Source organism: Acidisoma sp. S159, assembly GCF_009766125.1.
GTDB lineage: Bacteria > Pseudomonadota > Alphaproteobacteria > Acetobacterales > Acetobacteraceae > Acidisoma.
The window spans coordinates 745,141-772,134 of record NZ_LMUG01000059.1; the positions used below are offsets into that span (position 1 = coordinate 745,141).

At 65.7% G+C, this 26,994-nt stretch carries 24 protein-coding genes and 1 pseudogene; 10 read left to right on the top strand and 15 right to left on the bottom strand.

What is annotated here, in order from left to right; genetic code table 11:
- Positions 1-37: 37 nt before the first annotated feature.
- The 6 genes from lepB to rpiA are packed head-to-tail and all read left to right on the top strand — an operon-like array spanning position 38 to position 5,056.
- The gene (gene lepB, locus GSQ92_RS20240; protein ID WP_159013918.1) at positions 38-775 is read left to right on the top strand and encodes a signal peptidase I; all 738 of its coding nucleotides are present in this window, start codon (positions 38-40) and stop codon (positions 773-775) included.
- On the top strand, positions 772-1,470 hold the full coding sequence (gene rnc / locus GSQ92_RS20245; protein WP_158804514.1) for a ribonuclease III: 699 nt from the start codon (positions 772-774) through the stop codon (positions 1,468-1,470). The genes lepB and rnc overlap by 4 nt, the downstream gene beginning before the upstream one ends.
- Positions 1,467-2,366: a GTPase Era gene (gene era / locus GSQ92_RS20250; protein WP_158804513.1), complete on the top strand. Its 900-nt coding sequence runs from the start codon at positions 1,467-1,469 to the stop codon at positions 2,364-2,366. Before rnc ends, era begins: the two co-directional genes overlap by 4 nt.
- A 33-nt stretch (positions 2,367-2,399) precedes the next feature.
- Positions 2,400-3,269 (top strand): D-amino-acid transaminase, encoded by an 870-nt coding sequence (locus tag GSQ92_RS20255; protein ID WP_158804512.1) that lies wholly within the window; start codon positions 2,400-2,402, stop codon positions 3,267-3,269.
- 24 nt (positions 3,270-3,293) lie between these two features.
- Entirely contained in the window at positions 3,294-4,328 is a 1,035-nt protein-coding gene (locus tag GSQ92_RS20260; RefSeq protein WP_159013878.1) for an NADP-dependent oxidoreductase, read from the top strand.
- Between the two features lie 5 nt (positions 4,329-4,333).
- Positions 4,334-5,056, top strand: coding sequence for a ribose-5-phosphate isomerase RpiA (gene rpiA, locus GSQ92_RS20265; protein ID WP_158804510.1), 723 nt, complete (start codon positions 4,334-4,336; stop codon positions 5,054-5,056).
- Positions 5,057-5,209: 153 nt separating this feature from the next.
- Here rpiA and GSQ92_RS20270 read toward each other — a convergent pair whose 3' ends face one another.
- The 3 genes and pseudogenes from GSQ92_RS20270 to GSQ92_RS20280 all read right to left on the bottom strand — a co-directional run bounded on the left by GSQ92_RS20270 (position 5,210) and on the right by GSQ92_RS20280 (position 7,427).
- Positions 5,210-6,256: an LLM class flavin-dependent oxidoreductase gene (locus GSQ92_RS20270; protein ID WP_158804509.1), complete on the bottom strand. Its 1,047-nt coding sequence runs from the start codon at positions 6,254-6,256 to the stop codon at positions 5,210-5,212.
- 77 nt (positions 6,257-6,333) lie between these two features.
- Positions 6,334-6,537, bottom strand: a pseudogene (locus GSQ92_RS20275) (hypothetical protein); the annotation flags it as partial.
- Between the two features lie 44 nt (positions 6,538-6,581).
- On the bottom strand, positions 6,582-7,427 hold the full coding sequence (locus tag GSQ92_RS20280; protein WP_254065793.1) for an N-formylglutamate amidohydrolase: 846 nt from the start codon (positions 7,425-7,427) through the stop codon (positions 6,582-6,584).
- Between the two features lie 266 nt (positions 7,428-7,693).
- Here GSQ92_RS20280 and GSQ92_RS20285 point away from each other — a divergent pair, with 266 nt between their 5' ends.
- The 3 genes from GSQ92_RS20285 (at position 7,694) to GSQ92_RS20295 (ending at position 10,932) form a co-directional block, all read left to right on the top strand.
- Positions 7,694-9,106: a nitronate monooxygenase family protein gene (locus tag GSQ92_RS20285; RefSeq protein ID WP_158804507.1), complete on the top strand. Its 1,413-nt coding sequence runs from the start codon at positions 7,694-7,696 to the stop codon at positions 9,104-9,106.
- Positions 9,107-9,111: 5 nt separating this feature from the next.
- Positions 9,112-9,834, top strand: coding sequence for a M48 family metallopeptidase (locus tag GSQ92_RS20290; protein WP_254065792.1), 723 nt, complete (start codon positions 9,112-9,114; stop codon positions 9,832-9,834).
- A 93-nt stretch (positions 9,835-9,927) separates the two neighbouring features.
- On the top strand, positions 9,928-10,932 hold the full coding sequence (locus GSQ92_RS20295; RefSeq protein WP_158804506.1) for a zinc-binding alcohol dehydrogenase family protein: 1,005 nt from the start codon (positions 9,928-9,930) through the stop codon (positions 10,930-10,932).
- 204 nt (positions 10,933-11,136) lie between these two features.
- Here GSQ92_RS20295 and GSQ92_RS20300 read toward each other — a convergent pair whose 3' ends face one another.
- From GSQ92_RS20300 to GSQ92_RS20310, 3 genes are all read right to left on the bottom strand, one after another.
- Positions 11,137-11,814: an SIMPL domain-containing protein gene (locus tag GSQ92_RS20300; protein ID WP_159013879.1), complete on the bottom strand. Its 678-nt coding sequence runs from the start codon at positions 11,812-11,814 to the stop codon at positions 11,137-11,139.
- Between the two features lie 22 nt (positions 11,815-11,836).
- Complete coding sequence (locus GSQ92_RS20305; protein WP_159013880.1) at positions 11,837-14,344, bottom strand: FAD-dependent oxidoreductase; 2,508 nt, start codon at positions 14,342-14,344, stop codon at positions 11,837-11,839.
- Between the two features lie 93 nt (positions 14,345-14,437).
- Positions 14,438-15,871 carry an amidase gene (locus GSQ92_RS20310; RefSeq protein ID WP_159013881.1) on the bottom strand — a complete coding sequence of 478 codons (1,434 nt, stop codon included), beginning with the start codon at positions 15,869-15,871 and terminating at the stop codon, positions 14,438-14,440.
- Between the two features lie 196 nt (positions 15,872-16,067).
- Between GSQ92_RS20310 and GSQ92_RS20315 the strand changes: the two genes are divergently transcribed.
- Positions 16,068-16,901, top strand: coding sequence for an SDR family oxidoreductase (locus GSQ92_RS20315; RefSeq protein ID WP_158804502.1), 834 nt, complete (start codon positions 16,068-16,070; stop codon positions 16,899-16,901).
- 7 nt (positions 16,902-16,908) lie between these two features.
- Here the strand turns inward: GSQ92_RS20315 and GSQ92_RS20320 are convergent, their stop codons facing one another.
- The 9 genes from GSQ92_RS20320 to GSQ92_RS20360 all read right to left on the bottom strand — a co-directional run bounded on the left by GSQ92_RS20320 (position 16,909) and on the right by GSQ92_RS20360 (position 26,990).
- Positions 16,909-17,316: a VOC family protein gene (locus GSQ92_RS20320; RefSeq protein ID WP_158804501.1), complete on the bottom strand. Its 408-nt coding sequence runs from the start codon at positions 17,314-17,316 to the stop codon at positions 16,909-16,911.
- A 131-nt stretch (positions 17,317-17,447) separates the two neighbouring features.
- Positions 17,448-18,587 (bottom strand): hybrid-cluster NAD(P)-dependent oxidoreductase, encoded by a 1,140-nt coding sequence (locus tag GSQ92_RS20325; protein ID WP_158804500.1) that lies wholly within the window; start codon positions 18,585-18,587, stop codon positions 17,448-17,450.
- Positions 18,588-18,592: 5 nt separating this feature from the next.
- Complete coding sequence (locus tag GSQ92_RS20330; RefSeq protein ID WP_158804499.1) at positions 18,593-19,873, bottom strand: aromatic ring-hydroxylating dioxygenase subunit alpha; 1,281 nt, start codon at positions 19,871-19,873, stop codon at positions 18,593-18,595.
- Between the two features lie 137 nt (positions 19,874-20,010).
- The gene (locus GSQ92_RS20335; RefSeq protein ID WP_158804498.1) at positions 20,011-21,117 is read right to left on the bottom strand and encodes a GlxA family transcriptional regulator; all 1,107 of its coding nucleotides are present in this window, start codon (positions 21,115-21,117) and stop codon (positions 20,011-20,013) included.
- 57 nt (positions 21,118-21,174) lie between these two features.
- Positions 21,175-21,552, bottom strand: coding sequence for a VOC family protein (locus tag GSQ92_RS20340; RefSeq protein ID WP_158804497.1), 378 nt, complete (start codon positions 21,550-21,552; stop codon positions 21,175-21,177).
- Positions 21,553-21,647: 95 nt separating this feature from the next.
- Positions 21,648-23,015: an L-serine ammonia-lyase gene (locus tag GSQ92_RS20345; RefSeq protein ID WP_158804496.1), complete on the bottom strand. Its 1,368-nt coding sequence runs from the start codon at positions 23,013-23,015 to the stop codon at positions 21,648-21,650.
- A 150-nt stretch (positions 23,016-23,165) separates the two neighbouring features.
- On the bottom strand, positions 23,166-23,726 hold the full coding sequence (locus GSQ92_RS20350; protein WP_174246692.1) for a sarcosine oxidase subunit gamma: 561 nt from the start codon (positions 23,724-23,726) through the stop codon (positions 23,166-23,168).
- Positions 23,719-26,712 carry a sarcosine oxidase subunit alpha family protein gene (locus GSQ92_RS20355; protein WP_158804495.1) on the bottom strand — a complete coding sequence of 998 codons (2,994 nt, stop codon included), beginning with the start codon at positions 26,710-26,712 and terminating at the stop codon, positions 23,719-23,721. The genes GSQ92_RS20350 and GSQ92_RS20355 overlap by 8 nt, the downstream gene beginning before the upstream one ends.
- Complete coding sequence (locus GSQ92_RS20360; RefSeq protein ID WP_158804494.1) at positions 26,709-26,990, bottom strand: sarcosine oxidase subunit delta; 282 nt, start codon at positions 26,988-26,990, stop codon at positions 26,709-26,711. Before GSQ92_RS20360 ends, GSQ92_RS20355 begins: the two co-directional genes overlap by 4 nt.
- Positions 26,991-26,994: the final 4 nt, after the last annotated feature.

Genomic DNA, 26,994 nt, shown 5'->3' on the forward strand with positions numbered 1-26,994 from the left:
CATCCGGCCCGGTCCCTCTGAGGAATACGACAAGACGATGGCGCAGCGTAATTCGGGCGGTTGGGGGGACAGCCTCAAGACCGTTATCTATGCCGCGCTCATCGCGGTCTTCATCAGAACCTTTCTTTACGAACCGTTTAATATTCCGTCCGGAAGCATGATCCCGACACTGCTGGTCGGCGATTACCTGTTCGTCTCGAAATTCAGTTACGGCTACTCGAATTACTCTTTCCCGCTCTCCCCGAGCCTCTTCTCGGGCCGCATCTTCGGCAGCCTGCCGCAGCGTGGCGATGTCGCGGTGTTCCGCCTGCCGCGTGATCCCTCCGTTGATTACATCAAGCGCATCGTCGGCCTGCCCGGTGACGAGATCCAGATGAAGTCCGGCCATCTCTACATCAACGGCAAGGAACTGCCGCGCGACCCGTCCGGCACCTTCACCGCCGAGGGCGATGGTCCGCCGATGGTGCTCAAGCGCTATATCGAGACGATGCCGGATGGGGTGAAGCACCCGATCCTCAAAGCCTCGGATGACGGCCCGCTCGACAATACCGACGTCTATAATGTCCCGCCGGGCTATGTATTCGGCATGGGCGACAACCGCGACGACAGCCTCGACTCGCGCGTGCTCGATGCGGTGGGCTATATCCCGGTCGCGAACTTGGTCGGTAAGGCGGAAATCATCTTCTTCTCGATCGACTCGCGCTATCCGTGGTGGGAGGTCTGGGAGTGGCCGTTCGAAATCCGGTGGGGCCGTCTCCTGCAGCTCGTGCATTGACCGCCGTTTCCGCCGCGGCTGCTACTTCGCCGGCACCCGAGGTCGAGCGCATCCTCGCCTATCATTTCGCCGAGCCTCGCCTGTTGCGCGAGGCGCTCACCCATCGATCCGCCGCTGGGTCCGGCCGCCACTCCAACGAGCGTCTCGAATTCGTCGGTGACCGCGTTCTCGGCCTCGCCGTCGCCGTCTGGCTGGCCGAGCGCTATCCGCGCGAGCAGGAAGGCGCCCTCGGCCGCCGTCTCGCCCATCTCGTTTCCCAGCCCGTGCTCGCCCGGATCGCCGAGGAACTCGGCCTGCCCAATCTCCTGGCCGTGGCGCCCGGCGAGGCCCGTGCCGGCGTGCGCCTCCGTGCCTCGGTGCTCGCCGACGCAGTGGAAGCGCTTCTGGGCGCGATGTTCATGGATGGCGGCCTCGACCCTGTGCAGCGTTTTGTGCGCCGGCATTTCGAGCAAACCATGATCGCCGACACCGAGCCACCGAAGGACGCCAAGACCGCCCTGCAGGAATGGGCCCAGGCCCGCAGCCTCGGGTTGCCCGGCTACGAGGTCGAATCGCAGGAAGGACCATCGCATTCCCCGCGCTTTGTGCTCCGCGTGACGCTCGGTGAGCACAGCGCCACGGGCGAAGCCGGCACCCGCCGCGCGGCCGAGCAGGCCGGCGCCCGCGCCCTCCTCAACCGGCTATCCGCCTCATGAACGAAACAACCGCCCCACGCTGCGGCTTCGTTGCGATCATCGGCGCCCCCAATGCCGGCAAGTCGACCCTGCTGAACCGTCTGGCGGGCACCAAGCTCTCCATCGTGAGCCCGAAGGCGCAGACCACGCGCTTCCGCATCATGGGCGTGCTGATGCGCGGCGCCTCGCAGATCCTGCTGGTGGATACGCCCGGCATCTTCCAGCCAAAGCGCAGGCTCGACCGCGCCATGGTCGCCGCCGCCTGGACCGGCATGCAGGATGCCGATATCAGCGTGCTACTGGTCGACGCCAAGGCCGGGATCAGCGGCCTGACCGCCAGCATCATCGAGACGCTGGCGAAAACCGACCGCAAGCTGTGGCTAGTCCTGAACAAGACGGACCTCGTCGAGCCCGCCCGCCTGTTGCCGCTCATCGCCGAACTCAACAGCCGCTTGACCTTCGTCGAGACCTTCATGGTCAGCGCGGTCACGGGCGAGGGCGTAGACCAGCTCCGCGATGCCTTGGCCGGCGCCGTGCCGGAGGGTCCGCATCTCTACCCCGACGACGACCTTACCGACCTGCCGGACCGTCTGCTGGCGGCCGAGATCGTCCGCGAGCAAATCCTGCTGCAAACGCATCAGGAGGTTCCGCATGCGACGACCGTCGAGACCGAGAGCTTCAAGGAGCAGAAGGACGGCTCGGTGCGGATCGAGGCGACGATCACCGTGTCCCGCGCCGGACATAAAGGAATCCTTATAGGCGCCGGAGGCAGCCGCATTCGCGAGATCGGCGCCAAGGCGCGGCTGGAACTGGTGAAGCTTTTCGACCGCAAGGTTCACCTTTTCCTGAACGTCAAGGAACGCGCGGGCTGGGACGAGAAGACCCAGCACCTCCGCGCGCTGGGGCTGGACGATTAGTTCTGTGTTTCCTGAAACGACCGAAACGCTGTCATGAGCCGCATCGCCTATGTCAACGGACGCTACCTCCCGCTCGCCGAAGCGCAGGTCCGGGTAGAGGACCGGGGCTTCCAGTTCGGTGATGGCGTCTACGAAGTCGTCTACATCCATCGCGGCCGCTTCCTGGACGAGGACCGCCACCTCGACCGCCTGCATCGCTCCCTTGGCGAGCTACGCATAGACTGGCCGGTCAAGCGCGAGGTGCTCGGCGGCATCCTGCGAGAGGTCGTTTCCCGCAACCGGCTTCGCGGCGCCGCGCTCGCCTATATCCAGATCACCCGCGGCGCGGCACGGCGCGAGCACGTCTTCCCGCCGCCGACATCCCCGACGCTGGTGGTCACTGCGCGCGCCCTGCCGCCCTATCCGCGCGATCCCGATAGCTGGGCCACCCGCATCATCACCGGGCCGGACCAGCGCTGGGCCCGCTGCGACATCAAGTCGGTGAACCTGCTGCCCAACGTGCTGGCGAAACAGGCCGCACGCGAAGCCGGTGCCTTCGAGATGGCGATGATCGATAGCGACGGCATGGTCACCGAATGCGCCTCCTCGAATATCTGGATCGTCGACGCCTCCGGCCACCTTCGCACGCGCGCCCTGGGCCACGAGATCCTGCCGGGCTGCACGCGCGGTGCCCTGGCGGCGCTGCTCGGCGACGAGAAACTCACCCTCTCCGAGACGGCCTTCAGCCTCGACGAGTTGCGGGGCGCGCGGGAGGTCTTCATCACCAGCGCTACCAGCTTCGTGCGGCCGATCACTGCCATCGACGGCGCGCCTGTTGCGGATGGCGCGGTCGGCCCCGTCACGCGTAAGCTCTTCTCGGCTTTCGCGCGTCACGCGAAAGGCGATCTGCCGAACGAGGTCTGAAATGACCGCCAGAAGGATGTGCCGATGAGTTCTCTCCGCCGCACGATCGCCCTGCGCCAGCGGCCCAAGGGATTGCCGCATGTCGACGACTTCTCGATGGAGGAAAGCACCATCCCGGAACCCGGCCCCGGTGAGGTGCTGACCCGCACGCTCTGGCTGTCACTCGATCCTTATATGCGTGGCCGGCTGAGCGACCGCCCATCCTACGCCCCACCGGTCGAGATCGGCGGAATGATGACCGGCGAGACTATTGGCGAGGTCGTTGCCTCCCAGGATCCGCGCTTCACGCCGGGCCAGATCGTCCAGAATCCCCGGGGCTGGGCAAGCCACCTCGTGACCCATGGCGACCAACTGGTGCCGCTGCCGGCCGCACATGGCGGCAACATCCCGCTCTCCGCCTATCTCGGCATTCTCGGCATGCCCGGCACCACGGCCTATTCGGCAATGAAGGATATCGGCCAGCCGAAAGCCGGCGAAACGGTGTTGATCTCCGCCGCCTCCGGCGCGGTCGGCTCGGTCGCGGGCCAGATCGCCAAACGGGCCGGCGCGCGCGTCGTTGGTGTCGCCGGCAATTCCGATAAGTCGATGTTCGTGCAGGAGGTTCTGGAGTTCGACGATTGCGTCGATCATCGCGGCGTGATGGACATGGATGCCGCCCTGCGCGACGCCTGTCCGAATGGCATCGACGTCTATTTCGAGAATGTCGGTGGCGATCTTCAGGAAGCCGTCTTTCCGCTGCTCAATAATTTCGGCCGCATGATCCTCTGTGGGATGGTCGCCGAATATAACGACGCCAAGCCGCGTCCCGGACCGAATCTCATGGCCGCCGTTCGCAAGCGTCTCCGCATCGAGGGTTTCATCGTCAGCGACAAACCGGAGCGTTTCGCCGAGTGGCGCGAACTCGCGGCGCCATGGGTCGCCGAGGGCAGCCTGCGCTATCGCGAGCATGTCGTGGACGGCCTCGAAAACGCGCCGGAGGCTTTCATCGAACTCCTCCGCGGCCATAATTTCGGTAAGCTCGTGGTGCGCGTCGCCGAACCTACCCGCGCCGGGGGCTGAACCAGATGCCCGACAGCAAGCAGGACCAGGCCAAGCAGGTCGCGGCGGATGCCGCGGCCGGGATTGTCGAGGACGGCATGTTGCTCGGCATTGGCTCCGGCAGCACGCTGCACCGCTTCGTCACCAGCCTCGGCCGCCGCGTGAGGGAGGAGGGGCTGCGCATCACCGGCGTCCCGACCTCCGAGGAGACCAAGACACTCGCACTTGCCGCCGGCATTCCCATCGTCGATCTGGATAGCGTCGGGGAGCTCGACCTCGCGCTGGACGGCGCGGACGAGATCGACGGCGCCGGGCAAATGATCAAGGGCGGTGGTGGCTTCCTGTTGCGCGAGAAGATCGTCGCAACCGCCGCGCGGCGCTACACCGCCGTGATCGACGACAGCAAGACGGTGACCCAACTCGGCCGCTTCCCCTTGCCCGTCGAAGTGCTGCGATTCGGCCGTTTCTCCACCGAACGCCAACTGCGCGCGCTCTTCGTCGAGAGCGGCTACGGCGACGTCGAGTTCCGGCTGCGCGGCGGCGACGGCGCGCCGTTCCTGACGGATAGCGGCAACATCATCCTTGACTGCTATCTTCAGGCGATCACCCATCCCGAGCCACTCGCCATCGCTCTCAATCAGATCGCCGGGGTGGTGGAAAACGGGCTGTTCATCGGCATTGCCAGAGACGCGATCGTCGGTAGGGCGGATGGCAGCGTGGAACGTCTGGACTACGCGGATCGGGTTTAGGCACCTTTGGCCGGTGCGGCTGCGCCAGCAACCTGCACCGGGAATTGTCTCCTCGTCATCCTCGGCGAAGGCCGAGGATCCACGCCTTTCTTTCTTGGGCGAGGCAGTAAAGGCGTGGATGCTCGGCCTTCGCCGAGCATGACGAACCGGCCGTCAAGCCGCTTCCCGCCGCGCCACTTCTGCCCGCACAATAGGCGCCACCCGTGTGCCAAAAAGCTCGATCGCCCGCATGATCCGGTCATGCGGCATCGGCCCGACGCTGACCTGCAGCAAGAATCGCTGGTGCTTCAGCACCGCGTGCTGCGCCAAGATCTTCTCCGCCACCTCCTCCGGCCCGCCGATCAGCAGGGCGCCACGCGGTCCGCGCATCTCGTCATATTGAGCCGGGGACATGGCGCTCCAACCGCGCTCGCGGCCAAGCCGGTTCATGACTTCGGCAAAGGATGGGTAGAACTCCGCCGCCGCCTGTTCCGCGCTGTCGGCGACGAAACCGTGCGAGTTGATGCCGACCGGCAGGGCCGCGGCCGCGTGACCGGCCCGGCGCCCCGACTCGCGATAATACTCCAGCAAAGGCGCGAACCGCGCCGGCTCGCCGCCGATGATCGCGACCGCCATCGGCAGCCCCAGCCGGGCCGCCCGCGAGGCTGAGGCCGGAGTGCCGCCGACCGCCACCCAGATGGGTAGGCTCGCCTGCTCGGATCGCGGATACACTGGCTCGCCCGTCAGCGCCGCCCGATGCTCGCCGCTCCAGGTAATTCCCTGATCCGCCCGCAGCTTCACGAGGAGATCGAGCTTCTCCGTGAACAGCGACTCGTAGTCGTCCAGGGCGTAGCCGAAGAGCGGGAACGACTCGATGAAGGAGCCGCGCCCCGCCATGATCTCCGCGCGACCCTCCGACAGCAGGTCGAGCGTCGCGTAATCCTGCAGGACCCGCACCGGATCCTCGGAACTCAGCACGGTGACGGCGCTGGTGAGCCGGATGCGCCGTGTCCGCGCTGCTGCGGCTGCCAGGATCACGGCGGGGGCAGAGACCACGTAATCCGGCCGGTGATGCTCGCCGAGGCCGAAGACATCGAGCCCGACCTGATCCGCCAGCACGATTTCCTCGACGAGGTCGCGCATCCGCTGTCCGGCGTCGATCTGGCGCCCGGTCGCGGGATCGTGGCGCGTCTCGCCGAAGCTGTAGATGCCGAGTTCCACCGGAACGCGCCGGGCTAGAGGTTCTGCCCGCTGCCGGTGGGCTTCACTTCCTGCATTTCCTGTTGTTCCTGCATTTCCTTCTCATGCTTGCGGTATTCGTGGCGCTTGTACATTCCCGCCGCGCAGCCGCCCGCCGCGCCTAGGACGCCATGATGCATCAGATGGCCGCCGACCGCGCCGACCGCGCCGTATTTCAGACAGCCGCCGGGCTCGGCCCGGGCTGCTGAAATGCCGGACGCCGCGACCAGCGCCAGCGCGCCGAATAGGGGAAGCAGACGCATGAAGGTAGACTCCTAGAGAAGCTGGGTGCCGATGGGACGATCCGTCAGGACGGCAGGAAGCCGTCGCTCGTCATATAGGTAACCAGATCCGAAAGATCCCTTTGCAAGCTCCGAAACCCGCCATGCGGTTCCATCCGGTGCTCGTCCATGTAGAGGCGACGGGCAATCTCGATCTGCAGGCCATGCACCTGATCGCGCGGCCGGCCATAGTGCCGGGTCACGAAACCCCCGGCATAGGGGTCGTTCCGCCGCAGGCTATAGCCGCGAAGGGTGAGGAACTCCTCGGTTCGCCGGGTGATGATCCCGGCGCAGGACGTGCCATGGGCGTCGCCGAGCACGATATCGGGCGTCGTGGCCCCCGTCATCGAAGGCATCGAGTGGCAGTCCACGAGCAGGCAGCGCCCGAAAGTCGCGCGGGTGCGGTCGAGCAGGCCCTTGAGCGCGTGGTGATACGGCTCCCAGCACAGGTGGATGCGCGCCTCGGCCTCCGCGAATCGGAGCTTATGGTCGTAGATCGCCTCGCCCGAGGCGACGATCCGGGGGATCGTGCCCAGCCCGGCGCCGATGCGGACGCTGCTGGTGGTGACCCAGGCCGGCAAGGGATCCTCGAACATGCTAGGATCGAGTTCCCATGGTTCGCGATTCGGATCGCAATAGGCGCGCGGGAAAGTGGCGGAGATCAGAGGGGCGCCCCGGCTGGGGGCTGCCGCGAACAGCCGGTCGACACAGAAATCCTCGCTCCGCCGGAGTGTATGGGCGGTGAGGCGGCTCGCCACGAGGAAGTCAGGCGGGTAGTGCGCGCCGGAATGGGGCGAGGCAAAGATCACCGCCGCCGTCTGGGGCGCGGGCTCTAAGACGACGAGGGGCGGGGGCCGGTCTTCGGTATCCATGGCGTCCATTGAACCGGGGTAACCCGCTTCTGTCATCGTTGTAGATTTGCCGCGGCGGCTAAAACACCCCCTCACGCTAGTTTCATGAGCTGTGCATGGGAGTGGCGCTCAGCAATCCACTTGTGGAAAACCCACTCGGCACGCTAGGGAATTCGTTCACGCAGTGGCAAAAGGGCGCCCGGCCGATCCGGCGAGGGCCTGTCGCTCCGGAGGCTAGGCGAGACACCGGCGACGGGGCGGGTCCTGAGCCAATCGGAAATGAGGTCATGAAGGCGCTGAACGCGATACGGATGGGCGGGGTGGACGTGCTTCCGCTTGTCGAGGGCGGCAAGGGCGTGGCGGTCACGGACGGGGAAACCTGCGGCCACTGGGCGGCCTCGGGCGGCATCGGCACCTTCAGCGCGGTGAACGCGGATAGCTATGACGAGGACGGGCGCCCGATCCCGCAGGTCTATCACGGCCGGACCCGGCGGGACCGGCATGAGGAACTCGTCGCCTATGCGATCTCCGGCGGCATCGCCCAGGCGCAGCAGGCCCATGAGATTAACGGCGGCAAGGGCCGGATCAACGCCAATATCCTGTGGGAGATGGGCGCGGCCGAACGCGTCATTACCGGGGTACTGGAAGGGGCCAAGGGCCTCATCAACGGCCTGACCTGCGGCGCCGGGATGCCCTATCGCCTGTCCGACATCGCGACACGTTTCGGCGTCCACTACTACCCCATAGTCTCCTCGGCCCGCGCTTTCAGCGCCTTATGGAAGCGCGCCTATCACAAGGCATCAAACCTCCTGGGCGGTGTCGTCTATGAGGATCCCTGGCTCGCTGGCGGCCATAACGGCCTGTCGAACGGCGAGGATCCGTCGAGACCCGAGGATCCTTTCCCGCGCGTGCTGGCTCTGCGCCGGCAGATGCGCGCCTTCGGGCTCGATGATACCCCCATCATCATGGCCGGCGGCGTCTGGTGGCTGGAGGAGTGGGAGGACTGGATCGACAATCCCGATCTTGGCCCTATCGCCTTCCAGTTCGGTACGCGTCCGCTGCTGACCGTGGAAAGCCCGATTGGCGCGAACTGGAAGCAGAAGCTGCTCACGCTCAAAAAGGGCGACATCTTCCTCAACCGCTTCAGCCCCACCGGCTTCTATTCGAGCGCGGTCAATAACGGCTTCATCCAGGAACTGCGTGGCCGCAGCGAGCGACAGGTCGCCTACACCACGGAGATCGTGGGCGAGCATCTGGCCGAGTTCGGTGTCGGCCCGCGCAAGCGTATCGTCTATCTGACCCGCCAGGACCTCGCGCGAGTGCGCAAATGGGCCTCCCAGGGCTTTACCGAGGCGCTGCGCACGCCGGACACCACGCTGATCTTTGTCACCCCCGAAACCGCGGGGCAGATCTACCAGGACCAGGTCGATTGCATGGGCTGTCTTAGCCAGTGCCGCTTCTCGAACTGGAGTCAGGAAGCGCCCGACTACTCGAACGGCAAGAAGGCCGATCCGCGTAGCTTCTGCATCCAGAAGACCTTGCAGACTATCGGCCATGAGGCGGAACGGCAGGAAACGACCGAGGACAATCTCATGTTCAGCGGTCATAACGGCTTCCGCTTCGCGCTCGATCCCTTCTACTCGAACGGCTTCATCCCGACGGTGAAGCAGCTCTTCGAGCGGATCACGACCGGACGCTGAGTCCGATGCCCGTAAGCCGGCTCGTCGCGACCGAGCCGGAGATCGAGACCGTCGCCATGCCCGGCGGCCCCGTTCAGGTGAAATGGCGGCGCAGCGGTCACGCCCGGCGCCTTACTCTGCGCATCGATCCGCGCGACGGCACGGTGGTCGTCACCCTCCCCATGCGTTCCTCCCGCCGCACCGGTCTGACGATGCTGAAGGACCATGCGGATTGGGTGAGGGGACGGTTGGCGGCACTGCCGGAAAGCATCGTTTTCGCCGATGGCGCGGAAGTGCCGGTGCATGGCACGCCGCATGCCATCCGACACCACAGACATCGGCCAGGCGCTGCCTCGATCGAGGCTGGCGAGATCATCGTTTCGGGCGATCCAGCCTTTCTCCGGCGGCGCGTTGCCGACTGCCTCAGGCTGGAGGCGCGGCGCCGCCTCACCGCGCTCGCCTGGGAGAAGGCCACCGTCGCCGGGCTGAAACCCCGCCGGGTTCTGATCAAGGATACGCGCAGTCGCTGGGGCAGTTGCGCGCCGGATGGCACGCTCGCCTTTAGTTGGCGCCTCGTCATGGCACCGCCGAGGATCCAGGCCTATGTGGCCGCGCATGAGGCGGCGCATTTGCGGCACCTCGATCACGGCCGCGCTTTCTGGTCGCTGGTCGGCGAACTGCATGCGGGATGGGAGCGTGACGCCGCCTGGCTGAGGCGGGATGGACCGCGCCTCATGCGTATCGGCTGAGCGCCAATTCCGCTTCTCCAACGAACCATTCGGACACAGCTTACGCCGCCCTTCTCGGGTGAACCCGCCTCGCTTTGGACCAAGGAGTTGCGCATGAAAGCAGTAGCCTTCACCCACGCCTATCCGATCACGCATGAGGATGCCCTGATCGACGTCCATCACCCCGAACCGCATCCGCGCCACGCCGACCTGCTGGTTGAGATCAAGGCGGTCTCGGTCAATCCGGTCGATACGAAAGTGCGCCGCACCGCCGAGCCGCTGGGTGAGGAGCGTGTTCTCGGTTTCGACGCGGCCGGCATTGTCCGAGGCATGGGTCCGGACGTGCGGCACTTCAGCATCGGCGACGAGGTCTGGTACGCCGGTACCATCAACCGCCCAGGTACCAACAGCGAGTTTCATCTCGTGGATGAGCGCATCGTCGGCCACAAGCCGCGTTCGCTCTCCTTCGCCGACGCGGCGGCTTTGCCGCTCACGGCGCTGACCGCGTGGGAAATGCTGTTCGACCGTTTTCGCATTCCGCGCGATGCCAAGGTGAGTTCGGGCACGCTGCTGATGATTGGGGGCGCCGGCGGTGTCGGCTCGATGGCGATTCAGCTTGCGCGCAAGCTCACCGGCCTGCGCGTGATCGCGACCGCGAGCCGGCCCGAGACGGTTGCCTGGTGCAAGGAGATGGGCGCGCATGACGTGATCAGCCACAAGCGCAGCCTCTCCGGGCAACTCGCAGATCTCGGGCTGAAGGGCGTGGATTACGTGTTCAGCACGAATACGCCGGCCTTTGGCGAGCTTGTGAAGGCGGTTATGCCGGAGGGCCATATCGGGCTTATCGACGATCCGCAGCCTTTTGACGCGCGCGAACTGAAGTCGCGGTCGATCGCGCTGCACTGGGAGTCGATGTTCACGCGCTCGGTTTTCCACACCGCCGACATGGTCGAGCAGCAGACGATTCTCGAACTCGTCGCGCGCCTGGTTGACCGCGGCGTTCTGCGCACCACGCGCGGCGAGCATTACGGCACGATCAATGCCGCAAACCTCAAGCGGGCGCATGAGACGATGGAGAAGGGCACGGCGATTGGAAAGATCGTGCTGGAGGGGTTTTGAGCAACGGCTAGTGTGAGCAGCGCAAACCGGGCGATCGGCCGACTCCCCACCGTCATGGCACGCGAAGGCGTGCGGGGCACCCCGTGCCATCCACGGTTTGCCTATGTCACGCAGACAAGGCGTGGATGCTCGGCCTTCGCCGAGCATGACGATGGTGGCTGCTGAACGGGTCATCTCGCCGCTAGCGACGAGATGCTGTTCGTACTACTCGCCGGTAATCAGCCGCGCGGTGCCTGAAACCGTCGCGGTCACCGTCTGGCTGTCCGCCTGCGCATTCGGCGGGCCGGACGGTGCGGCGGTGGCCATCATGCGCATCATCGGCATGGGCCGCGCGCTGCCGCCATCCTCGCCGACACTCATCCGCTGGAAACCGATGAAGGTGAGGTGCAGCAGCCTGGCGACCACCCGGCCGCGAACCTCAAGTGCCGCGATCGCCTTCGCCATCGCCTGCGCATAGGCCGCGTCTCGCGCCTCGGTCGTGAGTTGCCAGCCTAGGTCATTCACCGCGAGGCCCTGAGCCTGCAACGTTCCCACCAAGCCGAGCAGCGCGCCGCCATCCTTCGAGCGCAACGCGACGCCCTGACTGGCGCGCCAGACATCCTTCGGATCCGTCTCGTGCCAGACGGAATAGGCGTCGGTGCTCGCCGTCACTGCGGGAGCCGTCTTCGCCGCCGCCAAGGCGCGCGTGACTGCGTCATTCACCTGCGACTGCGCGGCAGCCGCGTTCGCCGCCGCTGCCGAAGCCGTCAAAGCCGCCCGCAACTCATCCGGCTTTGCCTCCACCGCGCCTGCGGCGGACAGTTCAAGCATGGTATCCGCATGCGCGACCGCCGCCGGCGCCGCGAGGAAGGCAAGAGCAAAAGCGGCGTCGCGCAATCGCATGGCGGAGGTTCCGAGGTTGTGGTCAGCCTCTTAGCGAATCATTCGCTGCGTCGAAGGGTGAATCGGCGATCACCGTCGCGCGGTGGCGCTCACCCAGGATCGTCACCTCCAAAGCCTGCCCGGCTTTCGCGAGATCTGGCCGCACCATCGCGAGCGCCAAGGATTTTCTCACGCGCCAGCCAAAGCCGCCGGATGTTGTGCGGCCGACCAGCTCATTGGCGATATGGATTGGCTCCGACCCGCGCGCATCCGCATCCGTCACGTCATGCACTTCCAGCGTGACAAACGCATTGCCCGCGCCGCGTTCCTTCCAGGCCAGCAAAGCGTCCTTGCCGATGAAATCGCCCTTTTTCAGCGAGATGAAGCGATCGAGACCAGACTCGTAGGCCGAATATTCGATCGACATCTCGCGCGGGATAATTTTGTAGGACTTTTCCAGCCGCAGCGCGTCCATCGCCTTGATGCCGAAGGGCCGCAGCTCGAACTCCGCACCCGCCTCGAACAGCAGGTCAAACAGGTAGTTCTGCATCTCGATCGGGTGGTGCAGCTCCCATCCTAACTCGCCGACATAGTTGACGCGCATGGCCAGCGCCGTCGCCGTCCCCACCGAGATCATCTTGCCCGTCAGCCAGGGGAAGCTCGCATTCGACAGATCCGTCTCGGTCAGCTTCGCGAGCAGCGCCCGCGAGCGCGGTCCGGCGAGAACGAAAACGCCATACTGTGTCGTCACCTTCTGCAAGGTGACGCTGCCATCGGTGGGCACCAGCTTGAACAGATAGTCGCTGTCGTGACGCTCCAGCGCGCCAGCGGAGACGAGGTAGAAACTATTCGCGCCTATGCCGAAGACAGTGAATTCCGCACGCACACCGCCGCGCTTGGTCAGCAGATAAGACAGCGAGACGCGCCCTGGCTTCGGCGTCTTGTTGGTCAGGATTTGGTCGAGCCATTCGGCGGCGCCCGGACCCGAAATCTCGAATTTCGCGAAGGCGCTCATGTCGAGCAGGCCGACCTTCTCATGCACATGCTTTGCCTCGCGGCCGACGAAGTCGAAGGCGTTGGAGCGGCGGAAGCTCCATTTCTCGCGGATGCGGCCGTCCTTTTCGGGCTCCGCGTGGTTCTCGTTCACCAGCACATTCGGTTTGGCGAGATCGGCCTCCGACAGCGCATAGCCTTCCGGCGCGAACCAGCCCGGCCGCTCCCAGCCATAGACCGTGCCGAACACCGCGCCTTTCGCCGCCATGCGGTCGTAGCAAGGCGAGCGCTTGAGGCCACGCGCGGCGCCGCGCTCCTCCTCGGGATAGTGTATGCTGAAGACCTTGGCATAGGCTTCCTCGGTCTTCTGCCGCAGATAGCCGCGCCCGGCATAGGGCCCGAAACGGCGCGGATCGACGCCCATCATATCGACCGACGGCTCGCCCTCGACGATCCATTCCGCCAATTGCCAGCCTGCGCCACCGGCAGCCGTGATGCCGAAGCTATGGCCCTCGTTGAGCCAGAAATTCTTGAGGTGCCAGGCCGGCCCGACGATCGGGCTGCCATCCGGCGTATAGGCGATGGCGCCGTTGTAGACTTTCTTGACGCCCACCTCTCCGAATGCCGGCACGCGCTCGATGGCGGTCTCGATATAGGGCGCGAGGCGGTCGAGATCCTCCTGGAACAGCTCGTATTCGGACTGCGGCGAGGGACCATCGACGTAGCAACAGGGCGCGCCGACCTCGTACGGCCCGAGCAGCAACCCGCCGGCTTCCTCGCGCATGTACCATGACGAGTCTGCCTCGCGCAGCACGCCCATCTCGGGCAATCCCTTGGCGCGGCGCTCCATGATGAGCGGATGCTGTTCGGTCACGATGTATTGGTGTTCGACCGGGATCACCGGGATATCGAGCCCCACCATCTCGCCCGTCTTGCGCGCGAAATTGCCGGTGGCGGAGACGACATGCTCGCAGGTGATCTCGCCCTTGTCGGTCGTCACCAGCCATTCGCCGTTCGGCTTCTGGGTGATCGCCGTCACGGTGGTATTGCGATAGATTTCCGCGCCGCGCTTGCGGGCGCCGGTGGCGAAAGCCTGGGTGAGGTCGGCGGGCTGGATATAGCCGTCATCGACATGCTGGATTGCGCCGATGATGTCGCCGGTCTCCATCAGCGGCCAGATTTCCTTCACCTCAATGGGCGTCAGAAAGTCCGTCCGTACGCCGATGGTGCGCGCCACGCCGGCGTAATACTTATATTCGTCGAGCCGGTCCTGGGTGCGGGCGAGGCGGATATTGGAGACGCGCGACAGGCCGACATTCTGTCCGGTCTCGGCCTCGAGCCCCCGGTACAGCTCCAGCGAATACTTGTGCAGCTGGCCGACGGAATAGCTGAGGTTGAACAGCGGCAGCAGCCCGGCGGCGTGCCAGGTGGAACCCGAGGTCAGCTCCCGCCGTTCGATGAGAACGACATCGCTCCAACCCTTCTTGGCGAGATGGTAGAGCGTGCCCACGCCCACGGCGCCGCCGCCGATCACTACAACGCGCGCCTGGGTCTTCATCGGGTCGTCCTTCGGTACGGAGAGAGCAGCGCGGACAGGATAGGAACCGCTTGGCAATTGGCAACAGAAGGATTTCGCCGGGCCAATGGAAGATTAGCGACTGGCGATGATCGGTGGCGGGTGTTTCTCCGGCCATCGGGTCGCCCGGTCATAGGCCTGGCCTAGTTGCAGGCAGGAGAGGTCAGCGTACGGCCGCCCGATCAACTGCATCCCCATGGGCAGGCCGCCCGGGTTGAACCCGACCGGCACATTCAGCGCCGGCAGCGCGCCCATCGTCGATGTCACGACGACCTCCATCCAGCGGTGATAGCTATCCATCCCTCGCCCTGCGATTTCCTGCGGCCAATGCGTCTCCGCGCCGAAGGGAAATACCTGCGCGGAGGGCAGCGCCAGGTAGTCGAAACGCTCGAATACCGTCAGCAGATGGCGGAACCACCGCGTCCGCACCGCCAGCGCGGCGCTGATCGCGGAACCGGAGAGCGCCAGCCCGCGCTCGGTCTCCCATTGCGCCTCCGGCTTGAGCAGAGCGCGCCGCGCGGGGTCGCGAAAATCGTCACCGCGCGAGGCGGCGATGCCCCAGCTTCGCAGCGTGATCCAGGCCTGCCAGACCTCCTCCATCGGGAACCCGATGGCGAGCGGCTCGACCTGCATGCCCTGCGCCTCCAGCACCCGCAGCCCATCCTCGCAGAGCGCCAGAATGCCGGGCTCCATCGGCAGATGTCCGCCGAGATCACCCAGCCAGCCGATCCGGCGGCCCGCCACCGCAGCATCGAGCGGTGCCGTCACCGCCTCCGCGGGGTCGCGCAGAGAAAGTGGCGCGCGCGGGTCTGGGCCAAGCTGGACCGCGAAGAGCATCGCGAGGTCGGCGACACTGCGCGCCATCGGCCCGAGCACCGCCATCCCGGCATTGAGAACGTCCGCCGCATCCGCCTCGGGAATACGCTGCGGACTGGGGCGGAAGCCGAAGACGTTGTTGAAGGCGGCGGGGTTGCGCAGCGAGCCGCCATGATCGCTGCCATCCGCCAGCGGCACCATGCGCGTCGCCAGCGCCACCGCCGCCCCGCCGCTGCTGCCGCCGGCCGTGCGGCCCTGGTCATAGGCGTTGAGGGTGGTGCCGAAGACCGTATTGTAGGTCTGCGAGCCGTAGCCGAATTCCGGCACGTTGGTCTTGCCGATGAAGATCGCGCCCGCCGCCCGCAGCCGCGACACCATGATGCTGTCGGTCTCCGGCACATGATCCCGAAACAGCGGCGACCCCTGCGTGCTGCGGAGCCCGGCCGTCTCCTCAAGGTCCTTTACGGCGAAGGGCAGTCCATGCAGCGGCCCGCGCGTCGGTCCGCCGTCCAGCGCCGCCGCCTGCGCCAGGAGGTCGGGGCGCTCGACGCGGGAGACGATGGCGTTAACGGACGGGTTAGTCGCGTCGATGTGGTCGAGAAACGCGGTCATCACCTCGACGCAGGAAACCTCACGCGCCGCGACGCGTCGGGTGAGGTCGATGGCGGAGAGGCGTGTGAGGTCGGAGGACATAGGCTTCGCCCTATAAACTACTTACGCGGCACCGTCGGGAGTGTCGCACGCCGAAGCGCAAGACAAATCCGATGCGCAGTACGAATGACTCCCAAATGCCATCAAAATCGGGATATTCGCCATACGAGCCATCGCCACATCGACCTAGACCTCTGCGGAACGCCGGTGCTCCGCCGGCAAGGGAGGAAGCGGCATTATGGATTCTCTCGAAAACCAGGGCTCGGCCCTCATCACGGGTGCCTCTTCGGGCATCGGCGCGGTCTATGCAGACCGCCTTGCCCGGCGCGGTTGCGATCTCGTTCTGGTCGCGCGAAACCGGGAGCGCCTCGAAGCTCTCGCGAAACGGCTGCGGGAGGAGACAGGCCGTTCCATTGAAACCGTGGCGGCGGATCTGGGCGACAAAGCCGATTTGGCGGGCATTGAGGCCATGCTCCGCACCGAGAGCCGCTTCAGCATGCTGGTGAACAATGCCGGCTTCGGGGCGACGGCGCCTCTGCTCGCCTCCGACATCGACAAGATGGAGGCGATGATCGCGCTCAACGTCACCGCGCTGACCCGGCTGACCTTCGCCGCCGCACCCGGTTTCGTCGCGCGCGGAAGAGGTGCGGTCATCAACATCGCCTCGATCGTCGCGATCGCGCCGGAACTGCTTAATGGCGTTTACGGGGGCAGCAAAGCCTATGTTCTGGCCTTCAGCCAGTCGCTGCACCACGAACTCGCGGCGAAAGGCGTGCGTGTCCAGGCCGTGCTGCCTGGAGCCATCGCGACCGAGTTCTGGGGTATCGCCGGCCAGCCTGTCGAGAACCTTCCGCCGACGATGGTGATGACCAGCGAGAATCTCGTCGATGCGGCGCTCGCCGGGCTGGATCAGGGCGAACTCGTCACCATCCCGTCCCTGCCGAATATCAACGACTGGGCCGCCTGCGAAAAAGCTCGGCGGGCACTGACGCCCAATCTCTCGCGCCGTCAACCGGCTGCCCGCTACGGGATCGTCAAGCGGAGCCTTTGGTCTTTAGGCGCGTCGAGCTAAGCCAAAGTCAGGCGGCGTCCGGCTTGTGGTGATGGAAGACGCAGGCGAGCTTGTTGCCGTCCGGATCACGCACATAGGCCACGTAGAAGCTCGGCTCGTAATAGCTGCGCGTGCCTGGCGCGCCGTCGCTGGTGCCGCCATGGGCCAGCGCCGCGTCGTGGAAGGCGATCACCTCCGCCTCGCTGCCAGCCCGCAACGCGATCATCGTGCCATTGCCTGCGGTTGGCGGCTGTCCGTCAAAGGGCTTGCAGATCCAGAAGCTCACGCCGCCATCGTAGTCGGGACCCCAGCTGAAGAAACCGTCGGTCGATCCCGGTGATCGCGATGCGCCGAGCACGCCAAATACGGCGTCGTAGAACGCGATGGCTCTCGGCAGATCGCTGACGCCGACTGTGGTGTAGAGAAGGAGGGACATCGGCTACCTCGTCATGCTCGGCGCAGGCCGGGCATCCACGCCTTCGCGTGCCATGACGGTGACGGGTGCGTCCAGGATCGAAGACATTGTTCGAGCCACCATGGTCAGAATCGCAAGTGCGCAATCGATCCCTATCGCTCGATCACCAGATCGCTCAGGGGTTTGGAGCAGCAGATCAACACCATGCCCTGATCGATCTCGCGCTGGCGGATGCCGCCCTGGTGTTGCATCGCGACCTCTCCAGACAACAGCTTGCTCTTGCAGGTTCCGCACAAGCCGCGTGTGCAGGAGGAGGGTAGGCGCATCCCCGCCGCCCGCGCCGCCGCCAATACATGGGTATCGGCCGGAACCTCGATGGTACGGCGGCTTTTGGTGAATTCGACTTTGTAGGTCGCGACCGCATTGGCCGTGTTGGCGGGCGGCGCGATCGCCGCGTCCAAGGGTGCCAGATCCTCGAACTTGAAGCTTTCCTCATGGTAGCGCGCCATGTCGAAGCCCGCGCCGGTCAGCATGCTGCGAATGCCCGCCATATAGGGCGCCGGGCCGCAAGCGAAGACCTCCCGTTCCATCAAATCCGGTGCCACCATCTGCAACATCGGCAAGGTGATACGCCCGCGCAGCCCGGTCCAGCTTTCGTCCGGACTATCGTGTTCGCAGATCGGAATCGCGCGAAACCCGGGCGAGCGCGCCATGATCGCCAGATCGCTGCGGAAGATGATGTCGGCGGGGCTGCGCGCGCTGTGGAGAAACAGCACGTCGGTCTCCATCGCGAGGTCATGGAAGCTGCGCGCCATCGACATCAGCGGTGTGATCCCGCTGCCAGCCGACAGCAGCAGATACTTTCCGTTCGGCGAGGCGAAATCGACACAGTTGAACTCGCCCATTGGCCCGATCGCGCGGATCTCGACGCCCGGCTTCATCGTGTCATGCAGCCAGGGACTCACCACGCCGCCGGCAAACCGCTTGGTGGTGATCGAAATCAGATGCGGCCGGGTCGGCGAGGAGGAAATCGTGTAGCAGCGATTGACCGACTGGCCATCGATATTGAGATCCAGCGTGATGAACTGGCCCGGCTTGTAATGGTGCCGGCGCGGCGAACGCCCCGAGAAGACGAAGGTCCGCACGTCATGCGTTTCCTGCCGCACCGCGCGGCAGACCAGCACGTCATCCTCCTCGGAATCCCAGTCCGGCAGGCGCGCATCCAGCTCCGTCGCGACGAGTTGGCGCCGAGAGGACAGAATGCGCGGAGTCTCGGGCGTGGCGTCAGCCATTTCGCTCAGGCCAGCCCGTCGGAGAGGCGGCCGAGATACCATTTGCAGAATTTCTCAACCAGCATCTCGGTATAAGGCGAATAGGGTCCCGGCTCGTAAGCCGGCGTGCGTGCCCCGGCCTGGGCGATCTCGACCAAGCCGGCATCCTGCGCATTTGTCGCATTCCAGACGCTGGTGAGGTTTTCGAGGTCGTAATCGATCCCCTCGCGCGCATCCTTGTGCACCAGCCATTTGGTGCGGACCAAGGTGTGTTCGGCGTCGATTGGGATCGCCGTGAAGGTCACGATGTGGTCGCTCATGAAATGGTGCCAGGAATTCGGCTGCGTCCAGAACGACAGACCGCCCAGCTTGCTATCCGTCAGAGCGCCCAGCAGCTTCTTCGACGCCACATGCGTATCGAGCGTCTGGCTCTCGCCCGCCTGATCGATCGGCAGCCGCTGCGTGCGGAAACCGGTGATCATGTCGTCGAGGTGATCGACCTCGGCCGAAGCGATGCCGCAGCTTTCCCAATGCTTATGGGATGTCTGCACCAGCGTGTCATAGCGCTCGGCCTGCGCTAGTTCCGTCTCGTCCATCTGGCCGGGCGCAAAGCCGAAGCCATAGGCGAAAAGCGGAATGGTCAGCTCCGGATGGTTGCCGGAACAATGGTAGCACTCCCGATTATTCTCCATGGTGAGCTTCCAGTTGCCACGCTCGATGAGGTCGAAGGAGGTCGCCACTTTGCAGTTCTTCACGTCGTGCGGCAGCAGATAGGGATTCATTGCCGCTTCCATGGCGTCGATATCGTCCGGCGGCTCGGCGGCCAGGCAGATGAAGATCAGGCCGGCGACCGAGCGCACATGCACCGGTTTCAGCCCGAAGCAGCTGGTGTCGAAATCCTCGCCCATATGCTCGGCGTAGATGAGATTGCCTTCGAGATTATAGGTCCACTGGTGGTAACGGCAGACCAGATTGCCGACCGCACCGCTCTCCTCATGCACCAGCTTGGAGCCGCGATGGCGGCAGACATTGTGGAAAGCCCGCAGCTCCATGTCGTCGTTCCGCAGAATGACGATGGAATTGAGGCCCAGCGTGACCGTCACGTAGTCTCCGGCCTCGGCGATCTCCGGCTCGACCGCGACATAGATCCAGTGGCGGCCGAAGATGTATTCCATATCGGCCGCGAAGATTTCGGGGCTGGTATAAAACGGCGATTCCAGGCTGTGGCCCGGCTGGCGGCGCGCGATGAGGGAGCGGAGGGCCGCGCGCGTCTCGTCGGAAATGAGGCTCTTGCCCAGGGCGGTCATGTCCCTGATCTCCCACTCTCTAATGGATGCCGGCGGCGTCGGGTCTCGGGTCGGCATCCCAGCGCATCCTGATCGCGCCGCAGCTTCCCGGGTTGCGCCAATGCGACATGGTTTTTGCCAAAATCCGCGCCCGGGCGCTACTCGAAGATACGCATGCCCGCCAGATGTTCAGGGCGGCGCGTCACCATCATCGCGAGATCTTCGGGCTCGACCTGAGGTTGGCGCTCCCGCAGCCGGCAGTCGGTCGGGGTGATGCCGTGCAGCGCCTTGAATTTGCGCGAGAAATGGGCGCAGTCGGCAAAGCCCGCATCCAGCGCGATCTCGGTGATCGAGAGATCCGTATGGTCCAACAGCCAGCGCGCATAGCGCAGCCGCAGCAGCCGGTAGTGAGAGGCCGGGCGGACGCCCATCACGCTCTGGAACAGCCGCTCCAGCTGGCGCGGCGAGATCGAGAGGCGGGAGGCGAGTTCGGCGATGGGCAGCGGGTCGGCGACATGCTGCTCCATCAGCAGCAAGGCCCGGCGCACCCGCTCGTCCGAGACGATCTCCTCGGCCACCGGCGGGTGCGGCTGCGCCTCGCTGCCGGAGCGGGCGCGGTCGAGCAGCAGCACATGCCGCGCCTTCTGGGCGACGGCGCGGCCGATGTGCCGCTCGATGAGGAAGCTCGCCAGATCGGCGGTGCCGGCGCCGCCGGAGCAGGTGATGCGGTTGCCATCGACGAAGAACAGCCGGTCGGCGATGACCTTGTGGTCGGGGAATTCGCTGGTGAAGTCCTGGTGGTGGTACCAGCTCACGCAGCAGCGGCGGTCCTTCATCAGCCCGGCGCGACAAAGCATGAAGCCGCCGGTGCAAAGGCCGATCAGCGTCACGCCCGCTTTCGCCGCCGCGGTCAGATAGGCGGTGGTCTCGGCATCCATCTGCGGCCCGGCATGCAGCAGGCCGCCAACCACCACGATGTAGTCGAAGCCTCTCGGATCGAGGAAGGCGCTGTTTCGCGCGATGCTGACGCCGCAGCTGGCCTTCGCGGGCTCGCCGCGTGAGGACATGACTGTCCAACGGCACAGGATATGGCGGCTGCGGTCGCCCTCATCGGCGGCCAGGCGCAGGAAATCGACGAAGAGCGAGAAGGCGGAGAGGGTGAAGTTATCGGCCAGGATGAAGCCGACGGATAGCGGCGGCTTGGCCCGCAGGCCTGTCGTCGTTCCGTCCTCCGCAATCCGTCCTCGATAGAGATCCGCGACCATGCCGACGTCACTCCGGTAAACATCCCCTTTCCGGAACGGATGGGGAAGCCGCTGGCCTCAGGCTGGGCCGATATGGAAGGCGCAGAGCTTGTTGCCTTCGGGATCGCGAAAATAGGCGCCGTAGAAGCCATCGGGATCATCGTCCCGCATACCGGGCGGACCCTCGCAACTCGCCCCCAGTGTCAGGGCCTTGGCATGCATTGCGTCCACAACGGCGCGCGACGGTGCATCGAGCGCGATCATCGCGCCATTCCCCACGGCCGCCGCGCCGCCGTTGGCCGGGTTCAGGATACCGAATTCCATGATGCCACGGCCATAGAAGATGCCGCGATCGATCGCGCCAACCCGCGAGGCGCCGATCATAGCGAGCAGTTCGTCATAGAAGGCGGTCGCCTTCTCGATGTCGTTGGTTCCGAAGGTCGCGTAGATCGGCATCCGAATTCTCCTGTGTCGCGCGAAACTCTTGCCGTCCGGCAAGGGAAGCAGGGTCGGAATCGTGAATAGAGTGCCACCCCCGCCCGCTTACCGGCTCAGCACTCCGTGAAATTCACCGCCAAGCCGCCCAGCGACGTCTCCTTGTATTTCGACTGCATGTCCATGCCGGTCTGGCGCATCGTGGCGATCACCTGGTCCAGCGACACCCGATGCGTGCCATCCCCATGCAAAGCCAGCGAGGCCGCGTTGATCGCCTTGATCGCGCCGAAAGCGTTGCGCTCGATGCAAGGGATCTGCACCAGCCCGCCGACCGGATCGCATGTCATGCCGAGATGATGCTCCATTCCGATCTCGGCCGCATTCTCGATCTGCTCATTGGTGCCACCCAGCGCCGCGCAGAGGCCGGCGGCGGCCATCGAGCAGGCAACGCCGACCTCGCCCTGGCACCCCATCTCGGCGCCGGAGATCGAGGCGTTGATCTTGAACAGCGCGCCGATCGCCGCCGCCGTCACCATGAAATCGCGCAACCCCTCGGTGGTCGGGTCGGGGCAGTGGTCGCGATAGTGCCGCATCACCGCCGGCACTACGCCCGCCGCGCCGTTGGTGGGTGCCGTCACCACCCGGCCGCCGGCGGCATTCTCCTCATTCACCGCGATGGCGTAGAGGCTCACGCGGTCGAGCATCGTATGCGGCAGCGGATCGTTGCGCCGGCTTGCCGCCTCCATCCGTGCAAGCAAGGCGCGGGCACGGCGGCGCACCTTCAGCCCGCCGGGCAACTCGCCCTCGGCCGCGATACCTCGGTCGATGCTGTCCATCATCACCGCGATAATGCGGTCGATGAGCGCCTCGATCTCGGCCTGACCGCGCAGGGCCCGCTCATTCGCCCACATCATCTCGGCGATCGTGAGGCCCGATAGCTGCCCCATCCGCAGCATCTCGTCGCCGCAGCGGAACGGGTAGGGGAGAGCAATTGCATCATCCGGAGGCGGTGCGCCGACCTCGGCCTCGCGCAATACGAAACCGCCGCCGATGGAGCACCAGCGTTCGGCATGGAGCACGGCGCCGGCGGCGTCCAGAGCCGCGAATTCCATCGTATTGGCGTGGACGGGCGTTGCCGCCTCCGTGTCGAAGATGATGTCGGTGCCAGGCTCGAAGGGGATCATACGGCGGAGCAGCAGCAGGCGATGGGCGCCGCGTGCGTCGTCGATGATCCGCCGCGCATCGGCGGCGGTCACGCTATCGGGCATCTCGCCGGCGAGGCCGAGCATCACCGCCGTGTCTGTTGCGTGGCCTTTGCCGGTCCAGGCGAGGGACCCCATCAAAGTCACCCGCAGGCGCGCAACGCGATCCAGCCCCACCGGCTCCAACGCCTTGGCGAAGGCAAACGCGGCCTTCATCGGCCCGACGGTGTGCGAGGAGGACGGCCCGATCCCAATCTTGAACAGCTCGAAAACGCTGATCATGGCCCGAAAGCCGCATGTGGCTCCCTTCCCTGGAAGGGAGGGGGTGGGGGTGGTTTGATATAGGGTTTCAGAAAGGGAGGTTCGGCACGCGCGAGAACCCACCCCCGGCCCCTCCCTTGCAGGGTGGGGTGAAGAGGGTTGCGACGTTTCTCAGCCACCGAATTCACGCATGTGTTCGCGCAAGAACTCACACACGTACGGCGCGAAGGATCGCCAGACCTCGATGTGAAACGTCTCCCGCCCCGTTCGCCACAACACGATCTCGCTCTTGCCGAGCAAGGTTCGCGTGCACATCCCCACCGGGAACGCACCGATATCGAGATCGAGCGGGTTGCCTCCCGCCAACACCGTCTCGGCCAGCACCCCCGAGAGGATCAGAGCCGTCTGGCGATGCGACACATCCACCAGCGCATGCCCGATCCCCGGCAGCCGAGCCGCGAGCTGTGCCGCCACCGTCTCCGGCTCCTCGCCCGGCGCCAGCAGCAGCCATTCGTCGGGACCGAGCCACAGCGCCGCCCGGCCCATCGCCATCGTCGCGCGGCAGGCGACACGCGAAAGCGGCGTACCCCAAGCCTCATCCGCCGCCTGAGCCGCGCCCTCCGGCCCACGAAAGACGAAGCGCGCGCCGTCGGGCGCGGGGCTGAGCGTCACCCCGTCGGCGCCGATCACCGAGGCGGGCAGGGCAGGCAGCCGGGCGGGACGTTCAACCATTGAGCCGTGTTCCCTCCGGATCATAGAAAACGGGCGGCACCACTTGCACGGCGATCGACCGGCCGCCCGGCATCGGCACATGCAGCGTCTCGCCATGCCGCGCCCTGCCGCCCGCGAGCAGCGCCAGCGCGATGGGATGGCCCAAACTTGGGCTGAGATAGGAGGAGGTGACGTGCCCCAGCACGCTCATCGGCACCGGCTGATTTGGATCGGCGACGATCTGCACGCCTTCCTCCAGCACCGTCACGTTATCGGCGCTCATCAGTCCCACCAGCTGCTTCCGGTTCGCATCCATCATCCCGGAGCGGCTGAGTGACCGCTTGCCCACGAAATCCGGCTTGGCCTTGCCGACGGCCCAGGTGAGGCCCGCGTCATCGGGTGTCACCGTGCCATCCGTCTCCTGACCCACGATGATGAAGCCCTTCTCGGCCCGCAGCACATGCATCGATTCGGTACCGTAAGGGGTGATACCATGCGGTATGCCCGCCGCGTAGACCGCTTCCCAAACGGCTTGGCCGTAATCCGAGGGCACGTTGATCTCGAAGCCCAGCTCGCCGGTGAAGCTCACCCGAAACAGCCGCGTCGGAACGCCGCAGATCGTGCCCTCGGCCAGTGCCATGTGAGGCAGCGCCACTGCCGATAGATCGATGCCCTCGACCAGCGGCTCCAGAACCGCGCGCGCGGCGGGTCCCTGGACGGCGATCACCGCCCATTGCTCGGTGGCGGAGGTCAGCCAGACGCGGAGATCGGGCCACTCCGTCTGCAGATAGTCCTCCATCATGTTGAGCACGGCCGCTGCGCCGCCGGTCGTGGTGGTGACGTGGAAGCGGTCCGGCGCGAGGCGGCCGACAACACCGTCATCCATCACGAAGCCGTCCTCGCGAAGCATGATTCCGTAGCGGCAACGCCCCGTGCCGAGCTTCGTCCAGGGATTGACGTACATCCTGTTCATGAACTCGGCGGCATCCGGCCCTACCACCTCGATCTTGCCGAGGGTCGAGCCGTCGAAGATGCCGACGCCCGCACGAACCGCGCGGCATTCGCGCAGCACCGCCGCATGCATGTCCTCGCCGCGTTGCGGGAAATAGCGCGCGCGCTTCCACAGGCCGACATCCTCGAAGACGGCGCCTTGCGAGACCGCCCAGGCGTGGGTCGGCGTGCGGCGCACGGGATCGAACTGCTCGCCACGTGCGGTACCTGCGAAATTGCCGAAGGTCGTCGGCGTATAGGGCGGGCGGAAGGTGGTGAAGCCGACCTCTGGGATGGTCTTGCCCTGCGCCTCGGACAGGATGCCGAGCATGGGCATATTGCTCGTCTTGCCCTGGTCCGTCGCCATGCCCGTAGTCGTATAGCGCTTTACATGCTCGACCGAGCGGAAGCCTTCCCGCACCGCAAGTTTCAGATCCTTGGCCGTGCTGTCGTTCTGGAAATCGACGAAGGCCCGGACTTTTGTCGGATCACGGTCATGCGGCAGGCTGCCGAGCACGCTGCCGGTATCCGCGGCGGCTGCCACAACCACAAAGTTGCGCTTCCCGTCACCGCCAGCCGCTGCCGCGCCGGCGCTGAAACCGCTGTCTAGCGCGCTCCCAAGGTCGTAGATGCCGGCGGCGGCTCCCGCGACTCGTATCCGCTGCGGCGCCGCGCCGGGAACATAGGCCTGCAACGTCTCGTCGAAGCGAAGCTTGCCGAGGGACTGCGAGAAGAGATGCACCGAGGGCGTCCAGCCGCCCGCCATCAGCAGCAGGTCGCAGCCAATCTCGCGCGTGCCCCCGACGCCGCCCTCGCCATCGACCCTCGCCAGCGAAACGGACGCAAGCCGCATTCGCCCCGTCGTGCCCGTAACCGTGGCGCCGGTCTCGACCAGCAGCCCGGCCCGACGCGCCGCATCCAGCCAATCGCCACTCGGCGCTTGGCGCAAATCAGCGACGGCGGCGATTTCGACGCCCGCTTCGTGCAGCGCGAGCGCCGCGCGGTAGCCACTGTCATTCGCCGTCGCCAGCACGGCGCGGCCACCCGGTATCGCGCCATAGCGCGTGACATAGGCATGCGCGGCATCGGCGAGCATGATGCCGGGGCGGTCATTGTCGGGGAAAGTCAGTGGCCGCTCGATCGCGCCTGAGGCGAGCACAACCTCCTTTGCCCGCACCTGCCACAGTCTTTCGCGCGGCTGGCCCGGATCAGGCGTCGCGAGATGGTCCGTCACACGCTCGACCAGGCCTAGATGATTGTGCGGGTAATAGCCGAAAGCCGTGGTGCGCGGCAGCAGCGTGACGCGCGGCATGGCGGTGAGTTGTGCGAGTGTCTCGGCTACCCAAACGGCCGCTGGCTTGCCGGCGATGCTGGAGGTGTGGTCGGCGATCAGCGAGCCGCCCATTTCGTTCTGCTCGTCGCACAGGATGACGCGCCCGCCACTCTCGGCGGCGGCAAGGGCTGCGGCGAGTCCGGCGGGACCGGAGCCGATCACCAGCACCTCGCAATGCGCGTTGCGCTGCAAATAGCGATCGGGGTCGGGACCCTCCGGCACGCGGCCGAGACCGGCGGCGGCGCGGATACGCGGCTCGTAGACCTTCTCCCAGAAGCCACGCGGCCACATGAAGGTCTTGTAGTAGAAGCCCGCCGGCAGAAGCGGGGAAACACGGTCGTTGATGCCGCCGATATCGAAATCGAGGCTCGGCCAGCGGTTTTGGCTGATCGCTGTCAGACCCTCATAGATTTCGACCTGCGTCGCCCGCAGATTCGGTGCTTGGCGCGCGCGGTCCCGGATGACGGTGACGAGCGCATTCGGCTCATCCGATCCGGCCGACATGATGCCGCGCGGGCGATGATATTTGAAGGAGCGGCCGACCAGGTGAACGCCATTCGCGATCAGCGCGGAAGCCAGGGTATCGCCGGCGAAGCCCGTAAGGGCGCGGCCATCGAAGGTGAAAGCGAGACGCCGCGCGCGATCGATGCGGCCGCCGCTCGCGGTGCGGAAAGCGTCGCTCATCGCAGAGTCTCCGGCCGCGTTTCACCGGCTTTGTAGCTGCCTAGGATGCGATCCGTTGTGGTGTCCCGCACGACATTGAAGAAGCGCGCGCAGCCATGGACGTGGCGCCAGCGCTCGGCATGCACGCCCTTCTCATTGTCGCGCATATAGAGGAATCCAGCCCAATCCTCCTCGCTCAATGCGGCGGGGTTCTCGGGCCGCGCGATATGCGCCTGTCCGCCATAGCGGAATTCCAATTCCGGGCGCTCGCCGCAATAGGGGCAGGGAATGAGAAGCATCGGT

What these genes read in the sequence shown, in the direction of transcription:
- lepB (WP_159013918.1), top strand. Translation starts at nt 38, where the DNA reads ATGGCGCAGCGTAATTCGGGCGGTTGGGGGGACAGCCTCAAGACCGTT.
- era (WP_158804513.1), top strand. Translation starts at nt 1,467, where the DNA reads ATGAACGAAACAACCGCCCCACGCTGCGGCTTCGTTGCGATCATCGGC.
- GSQ92_RS20255 (WP_158804512.1), top strand. Translation starts at nt 2,400, where the DNA reads ATGAGCCGCATCGCCTATGTCAACGGACGCTACCTCCCGCTCGCCGAA.
- GSQ92_RS20260 (WP_159013878.1), top strand. Translation starts at nt 3,294, where the DNA reads ATGAGTTCTCTCCGCCGCACGATCGCCCTGCGCCAGCGGCCCAAGGGA.
- rpiA (WP_158804510.1), top strand. Translation starts at nt 4,334, where the DNA reads ATGCCCGACAGCAAGCAGGACCAGGCCAAGCAGGTCGCGGCGGATGCC.
- GSQ92_RS20280 (WP_254065793.1), bottom strand. Translation starts at nt 7,427, where the DNA reads ATGGATACCGAAGACCGGCCCCCGCCCCTCGTCGTCTTAGAGCCCGCG.
- GSQ92_RS20285 (WP_158804507.1), top strand. Translation starts at nt 7,694, where the DNA reads ATGAAGGCGCTGAACGCGATACGGATGGGCGGGGTGGACGTGCTTCCG.
- GSQ92_RS20290 (WP_254065792.1), top strand. Translation starts at nt 9,112, where the DNA reads ATGCCCGTAAGCCGGCTCGTCGCGACCGAGCCGGAGATCGAGACCGTC.
- GSQ92_RS20295 (WP_158804506.1), top strand. Translation starts at nt 9,928, where the DNA reads ATGAAAGCAGTAGCCTTCACCCACGCCTATCCGATCACGCATGAGGAT.
- GSQ92_RS20300 (WP_159013879.1), bottom strand. Translation starts at nt 11,814, where the DNA reads ATGCGATTGCGCGACGCCGCTTTTGCTCTTGCCTTCCTCGCGGCGCCG.
- GSQ92_RS20305 (WP_159013880.1), bottom strand. Translation starts at nt 14,344, where the DNA reads ATGAAGACCCAGGCGCGCGTTGTAGTGATCGGCGGCGGCGCCGTGGGC.
- GSQ92_RS20310 (WP_159013881.1), bottom strand. Translation starts at nt 15,871, where the DNA reads ATGTCCTCCGACCTCACACGCCTCTCCGCCATCGACCTCACCCGACGC.
- GSQ92_RS20315 (WP_158804502.1), top strand. Translation starts at nt 16,068, where the DNA reads ATGGATTCTCTCGAAAACCAGGGCTCGGCCCTCATCACGGGTGCCTCT.
- GSQ92_RS20320 (WP_158804501.1), bottom strand. Translation starts at nt 17,316, where the DNA reads ATGTCCCTCCTTCTCTACACCACAGTCGGCGTCAGCGATCTGCCGAGA.
- GSQ92_RS20325 (WP_158804500.1), bottom strand. Translation starts at nt 18,587, where the DNA reads ATGGCTGACGCCACGCCCGAGACTCCGCGCATTCTGTCCTCTCGGCGC.
- GSQ92_RS20330 (WP_158804499.1), bottom strand. Translation starts at nt 19,873, where the DNA reads ATGACCGCCCTGGGCAAGAGCCTCATTTCCGACGAGACGCGCGCGGCC.
- GSQ92_RS20335 (WP_158804498.1), bottom strand. Translation starts at nt 21,117, where the DNA reads ATGGTCGCGGATCTCTATCGAGGACGGATTGCGGAGGACGGAACGACG.
- GSQ92_RS20340 (WP_158804497.1), bottom strand. Translation starts at nt 21,552, where the DNA reads ATGCCGATCTACGCGACCTTCGGAACCAACGACATCGAGAAGGCGACC.
- GSQ92_RS20345 (WP_158804496.1), bottom strand. Translation starts at nt 23,015, where the DNA reads ATGATCAGCGTTTTCGAGCTGTTCAAGATTGGGATCGGGCCGTCCTCC.
- GSQ92_RS20350 (WP_174246692.1), bottom strand. Translation starts at nt 23,726, where the DNA reads ATGGTTGAACGTCCCGCCCGGCTGCCTGCCCTGCCCGCCTCGGTGATC.
- GSQ92_RS20355 (WP_158804495.1), bottom strand. Translation starts at nt 26,712, where the DNA reads ATGAGCGACGCTTTCCGCACCGCGAGCGGCGGCCGCATCGATCGCGCG.
- GSQ92_RS20360 (WP_158804494.1), bottom strand. Translation starts at nt 26,990, where the DNA reads ATGCTTCTCATTCCCTGCCCCTATTGCGGCGAGCGCCCGGAATTGGAA.